Origin of the sequence: Paracoccus endophyticus (assembly GCF_003286075.1) — a bacterium.
GTDB classification, from domain to species: Bacteria; Pseudomonadota; Alphaproteobacteria; order Rhodobacterales; family Rhodobacteraceae; genus Paracoccus; species Paracoccus endophyticus.
Genome location: NZ_QLUV01000011.1, coordinates 57,487 through 68,977, shown reverse-complemented (window position 1 = coordinate 68,977; position 11,491 = coordinate 57,487). Strand labels below are relative to the sequence as shown.

General features: G+C 71.4%; 14 protein-coding genes. 7 read left to right on the top strand and 7 right to left on the bottom strand.

Going from position 1 to position 11,491, the window contains the following annotated elements; all coding sequences use genetic code 11:
- Positions 1–170 precede the first annotated feature (170 nt).
- Both DPQ23_RS12385 and DPQ23_RS12380 read left to right on the top strand, forming a co-directional pair.
- Complete coding sequence (locus tag DPQ23_RS12385; protein WP_112875098.1) at positions 171–533, top strand: DUF4440 domain-containing protein; 363 nt, start codon at positions 171–173, stop codon at positions 531–533.
- Positions 533–1,012 (top strand): pyridoxamine 5'-phosphate oxidase family protein, encoded by a 480-nt coding sequence (locus DPQ23_RS12380; protein ID WP_112875097.1) that lies wholly within the window; start codon positions 533–535, stop codon positions 1,010–1,012. Before DPQ23_RS12385 ends, DPQ23_RS12380 begins: the two co-directional genes overlap by 1 nt.
- 76 nt (positions 1,013–1,088) lie before the next feature.
- Here DPQ23_RS12380 and DPQ23_RS12375 read toward each other — a convergent pair whose 3' ends face one another.
- Positions 1,089–2,126 carry a fatty acid desaturase gene (locus tag DPQ23_RS12375; protein ID WP_112875123.1) on the bottom strand — a complete coding sequence of 346 codons (1,038 nt, stop codon included), beginning with the start codon at positions 2,124–2,126 and terminating at the stop codon, positions 1,089–1,091.
- Positions 2,127–2,465: 339 nt separating this feature from the next.
- Between DPQ23_RS12375 and DPQ23_RS16085 the strand changes: the two genes are divergently transcribed.
- Positions 2,466–2,597, top strand: coding sequence for a hypothetical protein (locus DPQ23_RS16085; RefSeq protein ID WP_276310559.1), 132 nt, complete (start codon positions 2,466–2,468; stop codon positions 2,595–2,597).
- A 190-nt stretch (positions 2,598–2,787) separates the two neighbouring features.
- Here the strand turns inward: DPQ23_RS16085 and DPQ23_RS12370 are convergent, their stop codons facing one another.
- Positions 2,788–3,336: a cysteine hydrolase family protein gene (locus tag DPQ23_RS12370; protein WP_112875096.1), complete on the bottom strand. Its 549-nt coding sequence runs from the start codon at positions 3,334–3,336 to the stop codon at positions 2,788–2,790.
- Positions 3,337–3,746: 410 nt separating this feature from the next.
- Between DPQ23_RS12370 and DPQ23_RS12365 the strand changes: the two genes are divergently transcribed.
- Positions 3,747–4,535, top strand: a complete 789-nt coding sequence (locus tag DPQ23_RS12365) for an AzlC family ABC transporter permease (RefSeq protein WP_112875095.1) — start codon at positions 3,747–3,749, stop codon at positions 4,533–4,535.
- Positions 4,532–4,873 (top strand): AzlD domain-containing protein, encoded by a 342-nt coding sequence (locus tag DPQ23_RS12360; protein WP_240602691.1) that lies wholly within the window; start codon positions 4,532–4,534, stop codon positions 4,871–4,873. The genes DPQ23_RS12365 and DPQ23_RS12360 overlap by 4 nt, the downstream gene beginning before the upstream one ends.
- A 30-nt stretch (positions 4,874–4,903) precedes the next feature.
- Here DPQ23_RS12360 and DPQ23_RS12355 read toward each other — a convergent pair whose 3' ends face one another.
- From DPQ23_RS12355 to DPQ23_RS12340, 4 genes are all read right to left on the bottom strand, one after another.
- A complete protein-coding gene (locus DPQ23_RS12355) occupies positions 4,904–5,548 on the bottom strand; it encodes a hypothetical protein (RefSeq protein WP_112875093.1) in 645 nt (214 codons plus the stop codon).
- A 51-nt stretch (positions 5,549–5,599) separates the two neighbouring features.
- Positions 5,600–5,761, bottom strand: a complete 162-nt coding sequence (locus DPQ23_RS12350; RefSeq protein ID WP_112875092.1) for an aa3-type cytochrome c oxidase subunit IV — start codon at positions 5,759–5,761, stop codon at positions 5,600–5,602.
- A gap of 64 nt (positions 5,762–5,825) precedes the next feature.
- Positions 5,826–6,875: an MBL fold metallo-hydrolase gene (locus DPQ23_RS12345; protein WP_420818586.1), complete on the bottom strand. Its 1,050-nt coding sequence runs from the start codon at positions 6,873–6,875 to the stop codon at positions 5,826–5,828.
- Positions 6,876–6,943: 68 nt separating this feature from the next.
- Positions 6,944–8,635, bottom strand: coding sequence for an acyl-CoA dehydrogenase (locus DPQ23_RS12340; RefSeq protein ID WP_112875090.1), 1,692 nt, complete (start codon positions 8,633–8,635; stop codon positions 6,944–6,946).
- A gap of 120 nt (positions 8,636–8,755) precedes the next feature.
- Here DPQ23_RS12340 and DPQ23_RS12335 point away from each other — a divergent pair, with 120 nt between their 5' ends.
- Complete coding sequence (locus DPQ23_RS12335) at positions 8,756–9,712, top strand: L-threonylcarbamoyladenylate synthase (protein WP_112875089.1); 957 nt, start codon at positions 8,756–8,758, stop codon at positions 9,710–9,712.
- Positions 9,713–9,766: 54 nt separating this feature from the next.
- Positions 9,767–10,636: a uracil-DNA glycosylase gene (locus tag DPQ23_RS12330; protein WP_112875088.1), complete on the top strand. Its 870-nt coding sequence runs from the start codon at positions 9,767–9,769 to the stop codon at positions 10,634–10,636.
- Here the strand turns inward: DPQ23_RS12330 and DPQ23_RS12325 are convergent.
- Positions 10,618–11,418: a protein-disulfide reductase DsbD domain-containing protein gene (locus DPQ23_RS12325; protein WP_112875087.1), complete on the bottom strand. Its 801-nt coding sequence runs from the start codon at positions 11,416–11,418 to the stop codon at positions 10,618–10,620. The two genes, DPQ23_RS12330 and DPQ23_RS12325, sit on opposite strands and share 19 nt — an antisense overlap.
- Positions 11,419–11,491: the final 73 nt, after the last annotated feature.

The window sequence follows — 11,491 nt, the reverse complement described above, 5'->3', positions numbered from 1 at the left end:
TCCGTCGGGCGGACTCTGATCCGGGCGCGGTGCAGGGGCCGTCCCGTCGCGCAGCGGGTCAGCCGGGCGGGCGTCCGAGCCGTGGCACGACCGTGCCAGAAAAATTCCCGCTCCACGGAACGGCTCAACCGCTGGGCAGTTGAGGCAGGACGGTTCGACGGGGGTTTGCGATGGATGACGAACGAGTCTGGCACCTTGAGGAAAGCCTGTGGCACGGCGGCGAGGAGCGCTATCACAAACGGGTCGATCCCGACTGCGTCATGTCGCTGAGCCGCGCTCCTCATGTCTTTGCGGGCGAGGCCGCGATCCAGGCGGTCAGCGGCACGCCTGACTGGGACAGGGTCTCGTTCTCGGACCGCGAGGTGCGCCGCCCCGAAAAGGGTCTGATCGTCCTCGGCTATCGCGTCTCGGTGGCCAAGGGCGAAACCCGCTTCAACGCCGCCTGCACCTCTGTCTATCGCCGCCGGTCCCATGCGGACTGGACGGTGATCCAGCATGCCCAGATTGCCCTTGATACCGAAGGAAACACGTGATGGCCGACGACTCGCAGATCGAAGCGCGCTTCTGGAAGGCGCTGAAATCCGACCGGATCATGATGCTGGGGGTGGACGGCGTCGAGGACGGCTTCGCCCGCCCGATGGCCGCCCAGATCGACGAGGATCGCAGCCCGATCTGGTTCTTTGCCTCGACCGACAATCACATCGTCGACGCGGTCAAGGAAGGGCGTCGTGCGATCGCCACCTTTGCAGCAAAGGGCGATCTCTACGCCTCGATCCGCGGCAGCCTGACGCTGTCGGAGGACCGCGCCATGGTGGACAAGCTGTGGAATCCCCAGGCCGCGGCGTGGTTCGAGAAAGGCAAGGACGACCCCAAGCTGCGCCTGCTGCGGCTTGACGCCAAAGAGGCCGAGATCTGGCTGGATGGGTCGAGCCTGGTGGCCGGGATCAAGTCGCTGCTGGGGATCGACCCCAAGGCCGACCACAAGGACGATCAGGCGACCGTCGCGCTGTGAAAAGGGCCGGGCTCGGCCGGCAAGGCCCGGCCCGGCCGGCACGCCCGAGCAGGAAAAACGTCTCGTGCTGCGGCGCCTAGGCCGCGCCGTAGCGCAGCCGCGCCTCGCGGAAGGATGTCAGGCGGCTCAGCTTTTCGTCCCACAGGTGCAGGTTCACGGACCGCAGGCTTTCGCGCGGCGTCAGCCGCTGCGCCGCTGCCAGTTCGGCGTGATCGCGCAGGATCTCGGGCAGGCGGTAAAAGGGGATGCGGCTGTAGAGGTGATGGACGTGATGGATGCCGATGTTGGCCGACAGCCACCGCAAGGGCCCGGGCAGGACGTAATGCGATGATCCCGCCAGCGCAGCCTCGTGCAGCTGCCATTCGTCGCTGTCGGACCAGTGGGTCTGCTCGAACTGGTGCTGGACATAGAACAGCCACACCCCGATGGTCGCGGCGATCAGCGAGGTCGGAATATAGATCAGCAGCACGGGCATCATCCCGCCCAGCCAGATCATCAGCGCAAGGACGATGGCGATGGTGGCGTTCGTCCCCATGGCCGAGATCCAGTAGCGCCAGCCCGAGGTCATCAGCCCAAGCGGCAGGCGGTTCTGCAACAGGAACAGATAGCTCGGCCCCAGCACGAACAGGACCAGCGGATGACGGTACAGGCGGTACAGCAGCCTGCCCCAGCGGCCGCGTGCGCGGTATTCGGCGACCGTCAGCGTCAGGACGTCGCCGATGCCGCGCTGGTCCAGGTTGCCGTGCTGGGCATGATGGATGGAATGGGTGCGCCGCCAGACGTCATAGGGGGTCAGCGTCAGGACGCCCAGGCAGCGGCCCACCCAGTCCTGTGCCCGGCGGCTGTGAAAGAACGAGGCGTGGCCGCAGTCATGCTGGATGCAGAAGATCCGCACCAGAAACAGCCCGTTCAGCAGCGCAATGCCCAGGGTCAGCGCATGGCTGATCGACATGGCCGCCCAAGCCAGCCCCCACAGCAGCAGGAACGGCACCAGCGTGACGACCAGCTCGAAGATGCTGCGGCGCGTGGACGGCTCGCGGTACTTGGCCAGAACCCGGACCCAGTTCTTGGCCTGACGCACTGGCGGCGTCGACGTGTCGTCGGATGATGTCATCATGGCCGCCCTTGCGATTGAGCCACGTATGCCCAACGGCCCGCACGGCTTTGGGGGTCATGTAAGGCGCGCGCGCCGCCCAGACAAGCCGCGGCGTGGATGCGGGGGCGATTTCCCACCCCGTCGGGCCGTCGAACGGCAGCGACCAACCGGACGGGCCTGCACGGAACAGGCCGGCTGGCCGGTCACGATGCCGGGATCGGGCCGCGGGTCCGGGCCGCGCATGGCCCGCGCCGCCCTGCGTCGGAGGAAGGCAGGGCCGTTGAAAGCATGGTCATCCGCCCGGAAAGCTGTAGTGTTGGCGTCTGGTCCGATGGACCGCCAACGGAGGATTCCAGCATGGCCAAGGGCATGAACAAGCGCGGGCGCGACGAAAAGAAGCCCAAGAAGGAAAAGCCGAAGGTGATCGCCGCGGCACCCAGCACCAAGGATGTGGTCTCGACGACCGTGTCGAAGGCGAAGAGCCGCTGACAATCTGACGGCGGCCTGCGGCGCCGGGGCAGGGGTCTGGCGCAAGCATCGCGCCAGCCCCCGTCGCCAGACCCCCGTCGCCCGCGCGGATCGGCAGGCGATTGCTGGCCTGGCGGCGCAGGACGGCACGCGGCCAGAACCCCTGCAAACCGCGGGGTTGTGACAGGGACCCGTTCAGCGGCCGGGTCCGTCAGCCCGCCACGTATTCGTCCGTCGTCGTGACCTTGGCATAGGCAAAGCCCAGCGACGACATCAGGGCGGCATGGACCTGAGCGGCCGGGACCGTCACGCCCTCGAAGTCCAGATCGCGCGTCGCGCAGGCGTCCTGCACCACGGTGGTCTTGTAGCCGAAGTCGCTGGCCGCACGCACCGCGGCGTCGATGCACATGTGGCTCATGGCACCGACCACCGCGACCTCGTCGATGCCCCTGGCATCCAGCATGTCCTTCAACCCGGTGTCCAGGAAGGGGTTCGGGTGATGCTTGACGACAAGGGCCTCGCCCTCGGCCGGCCTGACGGTGTCGTGGATCTGGGCGCCCTCGGTGTCGGCGATGAAGAAAGGCGCCTGGGGGTCAAGGAAGATGTGCTGGACGTGGATCACCTCATCCCCCTTGTCGCGCGCGGCCGCGATGACCCGGGCAGCATTCCCGGCCGCCTGCTCGATGTTGGTCAGGGCATATTTCCCCGACGGGAAGTAATCGTTCTGGATATCGACCACGAGGACGGCGCGCTTGCTCATCTTTTTCCCTTTTTGAACTTGGCTTCTCGACCGGCCGAACGGATGCGGCCCGTCGGCCCCGGCATGGACGTGGATCGCCCTGTCGCGTGCCATGGCGTCCGGCCGCAGCCCTGGCCTTGCCCCGCGCGCAGACCGGCGTCCTTGTCGGGGCGCTGATCCCCTGGCCACGACAGGACCGGCAAGATGAAGGCTACGACGGCGGGTCCGATCTGGCAAGCGAACTGGCGCCCGGACCCCGTGCGTGAACCCGATCCCGGCCCGTGGCCGGAACCGCCCCCTGAGGGCAAAGGCTGACCGCGCCGCCCCCGTGTCGCTGCCGCCGTGTCGCCCCCCGGTCGCCGGGCGTTTCGCCCACGCCTTGCGCCCGGTGCCTGCGCGTCTATGGTTGCGCCACGCGAAAAGGCCCGATCATGTCCACTCCTCCCCCTCATCCGCCTGCCGCGGCGGACCGGCGTGCCTTGGTGCGCACCCCGGCGCAGGCGTTCCGGCACGGCATGGTGCAGGCGTTGCCCTTCCTGCTGGTGCTGGTGCCGTTCGCGCTGCTGTTTGGCGTGGTGGCCAGCGCGGCAGGGCTGGAGGTGTCGCAGACGATGGGGTTCTCGGTGTTGGTGCTGGCCGGGGCCTCGCAGTTCACGGCGGTCCAGTTGATGACCGACCAGGCGCCGACGCTGCTGGTGCTGGCCTCCGCGCTGGCGGTGAACCTGCGGATGGCGATGTATTCCGCCTCGCTGACGCCCTATCTGGGGCACGCCCCGGCGTGGCAGCGGGCGCTGTTCGCCTATCTTCTGGTGGATCAGACCTATGGCATGTCGATCCAGCATTACGAACGCCACCCGCGGCTGACGATCGCGCAGCGGGCGGCTTATTTCCTGGGCGCCTCGGTCGTGTGCTGCCCGACGTGGGCACTGGTGACATGGGTGGGCGCCACGACGGGCAACGCGATCCCGGCGCATTGGCCGCTGGATTTCGCGGTGCCGATCACCTTTCTGGCGATGATCGCGCCGATGCTGCGGACCCGCGCCCATGTCGCGGCGGCGGTGGTGGCCGTGCTGGCCGCGCTGGCGCTGGCGGGGCTGCCGTCGGGGTCGGGGCTGCTGATCGCGGCGCCCCTGGGCATGGCCGCCGGCGCGCTGGTCGAGACGCGGGTCGAGCGCACCCGCGCCCGCGCCGCCGCCCACGGCCCGGCGGGGGGCGCATGAGCGCGCAGATGCAAGGCTGGTCGGACGCCCAGATCTGGGGGATCATCGCCGTGCTGGCGGTGGGCACCTTCCTGATCCGCTGGTCGTTTCTGGGGGTGATGGGCAACCGGCCCCTGCCGCTCTGGGCGCAGCGGCTGCTGCGCTACACCGCGGTTGCCGTGCTGCCGGCGCTGGTTGCGCCGCTGGTCGCCTGGCCCGCCGCGACCGGCGGGCGGCCGGAGCCGGCGCGGATCGCGGCGGCGGCGGTGACGGTCCTGGTCGGACTGGCCACGCGCAACACGCTGGCGGCGATCCTGGGGGGCGGGCTGACCCTGGTCGCGGCGATGACGCTGATCTGACCGCCCGCAGGGCGGCCGGTCCGGGCGGCGTCAGCGCTGGACGATCAGCGCGCCGTCCTGATACCCCTCGATCGCGCCGCTTTTCTGCCGCAGCAGCACGTCATGGTTGTTGGCCGGGTCGCCGTCCATGTGCCGTTTCGACGTGACGCCCGGCAGCGCCAGGAACCAGTTGCGCAGCTTTAGCGGGCTGAAGGCGGTGGGCGCGCCCTGGAAGCCGGGAAGCTGGTTCAGCACGCCCCCAGTCGCCACCGAGCAGAACGACTTGTTCACCGCGCCGTTCGCCTCGACCACGCGGATCGCCTGGTCGGCCACCTCGCGGCTGACCGGGACAGTGTCCTCGGCCACCCAATAGGTCGAGCGTGCGTGGTAGTCGATGTAGAAGCGCTTGAAGTTGTCGGTGATCCCGTACAGCACGTCGCCGCGTTCGGGGATGCGCGGGTGTTCCCAGCTGCCGGCCGGGTCGAAGATCACCCGCTGGCTGCCGTTGATCATCAGCGCGGAATGCGCGCCCTCGCCCCGCGGGATGCCGATGACCGTGAACAGCGTCAGCGACGGCGGCTCGGGCGAGGTGTAGCGCGCGGCCCGCACGATCGCCGGATCGGCAAGCTTGTTGTCGGCCCCGCAAGCCGCAAGCGCCGCCGGCAAGGCCAGCGCCAGGAAATGTCGCCGCTGCATGATGTCCCCTCGTCCGGCCGCCGCCTCTGCGGGCGGTCGGCAGATGTCGCGTCAGGCGTTCGCCAGCGCCATGAAGATCAGGATGGCGATCGAGGCGACAGCGGCCCACATCGACACGCGGACAAAGCCGTTGAACGTGCGCTGGTGGCCGGTCACGTCCATCGTGCCGTGGTCGTGATGATCGCGGTCGTCGTGGTGCTGCGGGCTGGCCATCTGCGTCTCCTGCGCGGGGGCGTGTCAATCGTCGCCATGGTGCTAGCCCATCGCCGCGGTGCTGTCACGCCCTCCACAGCAGGCCGCCGTCGGGGGTCTGGCCTGCCGGCCACACACGTCCGCGACGGCGCAGCGCGTTGATGTGGGCCACCGCCTCGACCAGCGCCAGACCGTATTCGGCGTCCGCGATCCGGCGGCGGAACAGCAGGTCAAAGCACCCGACGGCAGTGCGCGGTGTGTCGGCAAGGGCCGCGGCAAGCCGCGTCAGCGCCGATTCGTGGTTGTCGGCCAGCTGTGCCAGCCGGGCGGGCAGACCGGTGAAGGGCAGCTTGTGGCCCGGCAGCACCAGATGCCTGTCCTGCGCCAGCGCGGCCATCCGGCGGCACGAGGCGATCCAGTCGCCGACCGGGTCCGCGTCGGGCTCGGTCGGATAGACGCCGAGGTTGGGCGAGATCCCCGGCAGCAGCTGGTCGCCGCCGATCACCAGGTCGTCGTCCTGCGACCACAAGGTCAGGTGTTCGGCGGCGTGCCCCTCGCCGGTCGCCGCGCGCCAGTCGCGGCCCCCCAGGCGCAGCACGTCGCCGTCGCGGACCCGGCGATAGCCCAGGGGCAGGGGGTGGGTCACGTCGCGGGTGTTCCAGGGCCGCTCGGCCATCCGCGCGGCCAGCCGGTCGGGGTCCATGCCCGCGTGCCGCCAGAAGTCCACCTGCTCGGCCGTGGCGCGGTCCTGCACGTCCAGCGCCAGCATCCGCGCGAACAGCCAGGCGGTGCGGCTGGTCAGCAGCGCCGCGCCGCGCGACTGGAACCAGCCCGCCAGCCCGATGTGGTCGGGGTGCTGGTGCGTTGCCAGGACCCGGACGACCGGCGCGCCCGCCAGCGGACCGTCCAGCAGCGTCTGCCAGATCGCGCGGGTGCGACGGGTGTCGAAGCCGGTGTCCACGATGGTCCAGCCGTCGTCGTCGCGCAGGGCATAGCAGTTGACGTGGTCCAGCCGCATCGGCAGCGGCAGGCGCAGCCACAGCACGCCGTCGGCGATCCGGGTCACCGCGCCCTCGGCGGGCGGGTCGGACCAGGGATGCTGGACCCCGCTGGCAGCGGGCGGCGGGGCGGCGATCAGGTCGGCGGCGTCCGCCTTGGCCTCGGCGTCGGCCTCCGGCGGCAGGACGCCGCCGTCGGCCACGCTCATGCCGCCCCCGCGAAGGCTGCGTCCGGCACCGCGTTCAGGTCCGCCACGCCCACGCGCGCCTCGACCAGGTCGGCGGCGGCGCGGGGCAGGATGCGCGCGACATGGACCCGTGCCAGCGCCAGCCGCGCCGGATCGCCCGATTGCGCCGCCAGCAGGTGGAAATGCGCCCCCAGCACGCGGGCAAAGGCGGACAGATAGGGCACGGCCCCGGCGAACCGGTCCGCCGACCCCTGATCGAGCAGCGCCTGCGTCGCCTCGCGCAGGGTTTCGGCGGCCTGCCACACCTCTCCGGCCAGGTCCGGCAGGGTGGCCTGCGCGGCCTTGGCGCCGTCCATCACCTCGTCGATCAGGCGCAGCGCGGCCTCGCCCTGATCCATCATCTTGCGCCCGACCAGGTCCATGGCCTGGATGCCGTTCGTGCCCTCGTAGATGGGCGTGATGCGGACGTCGCGCAGATACTGGGCGGCGCCCGTCTCCTCGACATAGCCCATGCCGCCGTGGACCTGCACGCCCATGTCGGCGACCCGGCAGCCGACATCGGTGCCATAGGCCTTGGCGATGGGGGTCAGGAACGCCGCGCGGGCGGCCTGTTCGGCATCGCCGGTGGCGCGGGCCAGGTCCAGCGCCTGCGCGCAGGCCAGGCAGATGGCGCGGGCGGCAAAGACCTCGGCGCGGCCGGTGGCCAGCATCCGGCGCACGTCGGGGTGGCCGATGATCAGCCCCATCTGGTTGCGTTCGGCGGCATAGTGCGCGGCGTGCTGCAACGCAGCCTCGCCCACGGCGACGCCCTGCATCCCCACGGCCAGCCGCGCCGCGTTCATCATCGTGAACATCGCGGCCATGCCCTTGTGTTCGGGGCCGACCACCCAGCCCTTTGCGCCCTCGAAGCTCATCACGCAGGTGGGGCTGCCGTGGATGCCCAGCTTGTGTTCCAGCGACACGACCTTGAGGCTGTTGGCCACGCCCGGCCGGCCGTTGTCGTCGGGCAGGTGCTTGGGGACCATGAACAGGCTGATCCCGCGCGTGCCCGCGCCGCCATCAGGCAGGCGGGCCAGCACCAGGTGGCAGGTGTTCTCGTTCACGTCGCTGTCGCCCCAGGTGATGTAGATCTTTTGCCCGGTGATGCGATAGCTGCCGTCATCGGCCCGCTCGGCCCGCGTGGTCAGCGCGCCGACGTCGGACCCGGCCTGCGGCTCGGTCAGGTTCATGGTGCCGTTCCACTCGCCCGAGATCAGCTTGGGCAGGTACAGCGCCTTCAGCGCCTCGCTGCCGTGGTGATCCAGCGCGTCGATCTGGCCCTGCGTCAGCAGCGGGTTCAGTTGCAGCGCCAGGCAGGCGCCCGCCATCATCTCGCCCACCGCCACGTTCAGCGTCTGCGGCAGTCCCGCGCCGCCAAACGCGGGGTCGGCGCTCAGCCCGATCCAGCCGCCCTCGGCGATGGCGCGAAACCCCTCGGCGTAACCGGGCGAGGATCGCACCGCGCCGTTTTCCAGCCGCGCCGGGGTCAGGTCGCCCGCGCGGTTCAGGGGGGCCAGAACCTCGGTCGCCATGCGCCCGGCCTCGGTCAGGATGGCGTCCACGGTGTCGGTCGTCGCCTCGGCGAAGCGGTCGGTCGCGGCGACCGGCCCCATCGGCACGACGTGGTTCAGGATAAAGGCGATGTCGTCGATCGGCGCGCGATAGGCCATGATGTGCGTTCCCCGTTGCGGGCGCCGCTTGCAATCGGCGGGCGCGCGCGTAATCCCCGTATGACCGCAGCCTAACCGCCGCAGCTTTGGCCGCAACCCGAACCCCGCGTCAGGGCCCCGATGCACACAGTGATCCTGCATCCCGATCCGGCCGGCATTGCCCGCGCCGCGTCCCTGCTGGCGGCGGGCGAGGCCGTCGCGCTGCCGACCGAGACGGTCTATGGGCTGGCGGCCGACGCCCGGAACGGGGCGGCGGTGGCCCGCATCTATGCGGCCAAGGGGCGGCCCGCGTTCAACCCGCTGATCGTCCATGTTGCCGACGTGGCGGCGGCGCAGGCCATCGCCGTGCTGGAGGGCGACGCCCTTGCGCTTGCAGCGGCGTTCTGGCCCGGTCCCCTGACGCTGGTCCTGCCGCTGCGCCCGGGCAGCGGCATCGCCGGGATCGTCACCGCGGGGCTGGACACGGTGGGCGTGCGCGTGCCCGCCCATCCCGTCGCCCAAGCGGTGCTGGCCGCGTTCGGCGGGCCGCTGGCCGCGCCCTCGGCCAATGCCTCGGGGCGGATCAGCCCGACCACGGCGGCGCATGTGCTGGACCCCGAAGGGGGATTGGCGGGCCGCATCGCCGCCGTTATCGACGGCGGGGCCTGCCCGGTCGGCGTCGAATCGACGATCCTGGGCTGGCGCGACGGTCGCGCGGCGCTGTTGCGCCCGGGCGGCATCCCGGCCGAGGCGATCGAGGCCGCGCTGGGCGCAGCCCTGGTCCGCGGGGGCGACCTGGACGCCCCCGACGCGCCGGGGCAGCTGTCCAGCCACTATGCCCCCCGCGCGCCCCTGCGCCTGAACGCCGCGCGGGCCGAGCCGGGCGAGACGTTCATCGGATTCGGCCCCGCGGGCGCGGGCGGGCTGACGCTGTCGGCCTCGGGCGACCTGACCGAGGCGGCGGCGCGGCTGTTTAACCTGCTGCGCGCGGCCGACCGGCTGGGCCGGCCCATCGCCGTGGCGCGCGTGCCCGAAACCGGGCTGGGGCGGGCGATCAACGACCGCCTGCGCCGGGCGGCCGCGCCCCGCGAGGGCTGAGCCGGTCCTGCGGCGCGGCTTGCCGCGCGGCCGCCTTGGCCCTAGCGTGCGGCCATGACGGCCGACCCCACATGGAACGGCGTGGCGCTGGACGCCGCGACTGCGCTTGCGCTGCTGGACTGGCAGCGCGAGATGGGCGTGGACGAGCCGATGCTGGACGCGCCCGTGGACCGCTTTGCCGAGCCGCTGCGCGACCCGGCGGCCGCGGCCGTTGCCGCCCTGGCCCCTGCCGCGACGCAGCCTGTCCGCGCCGAGGTCCCGCTGGGGACGGCCGGGGCGGGGCCCGGGGGGCTTTTCGACGGCGACGACCTTCCGCGCCAGGCCGCGATGCTGGCGGCGCGCGCCACGACGCTGGCCGATCTGGCGGCGGCGCAGCAGGGGTTCGACGGCCTCGACATCCGCAAGGGCGCGCGCAGCTTTGTCTTTGCCGACGGCATCCCCGGCGCCCGCGTCCTGGTGCTGGGCGAGGCGCCGGGAGAGGAGGAGGACCGGCAGGGCCGCCCCTTCGTGGGCCGTGCCGGGCAATTGCTGGACCAGATGTTCGCGGCCATCGGGCTGTCGCGCACGGCGCCCGACCCGGATGCGGCGCTTTACATCCTCAACGTGCTGCCCTGGCGGCCGCCGGGCAACCGCCGCCCCGAACCGGCGGAAATCGACGCGATGCTGCCCTTTGTGGCGCGCCACATCGACCTGGCGGCGCCGCAGGTCGTCGTGCTGATGGGCAATGCCGCGGCGCAGGCGGGACTGGGCCAGCAGGGCATCCTGCGCCTGCGGGGGCAATGGGGAACGGCGTTCGGCCGTCCCGCGCTGCCGATGACCCATCCGGCCTATCTGCTGCGCAACCCCATCGCCAAGCGCGAAGCTTGGGCCGACCTGCTGTCACTGAAGGCACGGCTGGGCGCGGATCAGCCCGCGCAGCCCTGATACTCGACTGCGCCCTGCGGGTCGATCAGGGTCAGGCGCACCTTGGCGGGGTCCAGCGCAAAGGGCTTTCCGGTGGGGCCCACGAAATCGGCCGTCGCGGTCAGCCGGCCGTCCTCGTGCCGCAGGTCGGGCTGCGAGACCCAGACGCCGGGCTCGGCCAGCTCCATCGCGGCGACGGTGTCGGGGTCGGCGGACGCGGCCAGCCCGGCGGCGACCTGAACACCGTCGGCGATGTCGGTCAGGGTGCAGTCCAATGCGGCGTTGCCCTGGTCCGGCGCCCTGGACAGGGCCGCCGCGATCAGCGGGTCGGCGGGCGCGCCGGCCGGCTCCGGCGCGGGCAGGTCAAGCAGGACATGCACAGGCACGCACACATTCTCGCATACGCCCAGATCGATGGCGACCTGCCCGCCCATTGGCTGGCCGGGCGCCGCCGGGGTCAGCGCGATCGGCAGCACCAGCCGGTCATGATAGCCCAGGGTGCGCTCGCCGCCCGAGTCGATCACCTCGGGCCGGGGCCACAGCGGCGTCGCCTGCGCGACGTTGGCCGCACCCGACCAGTCGAACTGCGGCGGCACCCCGCTGTCGCCGGGGCTGCGCCAATAGGTTTTCCAGCCCGGCTTCAGCCGCAGGTCCAGCGCCGTGATCCGGGTGCCGTCGGGGGCCACATGGCCAGGAAGAAGCTGCGCCGACGTGATGCCGGGGGGCAGGTCGTCGGCCGACGCGGGCATGACCGCGGCAAGCAGCAGGGTGAACGCAAGGGCGGGTGTGTGTCCGGGGCGCATGTGACCCAGATAGGGTGCCTGCCGCGCGGCGAAAAGTCACAACTTCGCCACGCTGCCCCGCCCCACCCCGCGC

Excerpts from the sequence above, each read along its gene's own strand:
- DPQ23_RS12385 (WP_112875098.1), top strand. The coding sequence starts at position 171 with ATGGATGACGAACGAGTCTGGCACCTTGAGGAAAGCCTGTGGCACGGC.
- DPQ23_RS12380 (WP_112875097.1), top strand. The coding sequence starts at position 533 with ATGGCCGACGACTCGCAGATCGAAGCGCGCTTCTGGAAGGCGCTGAAA.
- DPQ23_RS12375 (WP_112875123.1), bottom strand. The coding sequence starts at position 2,126 with ATGACATCATCCGACGACACGTCGACGCCGCCAGTGCGTCAGGCCAAG.
- DPQ23_RS16085 (WP_276310559.1), top strand. The coding sequence starts at position 2,466 with ATGGCCAAGGGCATGAACAAGCGCGGGCGCGACGAAAAGAAGCCCAAG.
- DPQ23_RS12370 (WP_112875096.1), bottom strand. The coding sequence starts at position 3,336 with ATGAGCAAGCGCGCCGTCCTCGTGGTCGATATCCAGAACGATTACTTC.
- DPQ23_RS12365 (WP_112875095.1), top strand. The coding sequence starts at position 3,747 with ATGTCCACTCCTCCCCCTCATCCGCCTGCCGCGGCGGACCGGCGTGCC.
- DPQ23_RS12360 (WP_240602691.1), top strand. The coding sequence starts at position 4,532 with ATGAGCGCGCAGATGCAAGGCTGGTCGGACGCCCAGATCTGGGGGATC.
- DPQ23_RS12355 (WP_112875093.1), bottom strand. The coding sequence starts at position 5,548 with ATGCAGCGGCGACATTTCCTGGCGCTGGCCTTGCCGGCGGCGCTTGCG.
- DPQ23_RS12350 (WP_112875092.1), bottom strand. The coding sequence starts at position 5,761 with ATGGCCAGCCCGCAGCACCACGACGACCGCGATCATCACGACCACGGC.
- DPQ23_RS12340 (WP_112875090.1), bottom strand. The coding sequence starts at position 8,635 with ATGGCCTATCGCGCGCCGATCGACGACATCGCCTTTATCCTGAACCAC.
- DPQ23_RS12335 (WP_112875089.1), top strand. The coding sequence starts at position 8,756 with ATGCACACAGTGATCCTGCATCCCGATCCGGCCGGCATTGCCCGCGCC.
- DPQ23_RS12330 (WP_112875088.1), top strand. The coding sequence starts at position 9,767 with ATGACGGCCGACCCCACATGGAACGGCGTGGCGCTGGACGCCGCGACT.
- DPQ23_RS12325 (WP_112875087.1), bottom strand. The coding sequence starts at position 11,418 with ATGCGCCCCGGACACACACCCGCCCTTGCGTTCACCCTGCTGCTTGCC.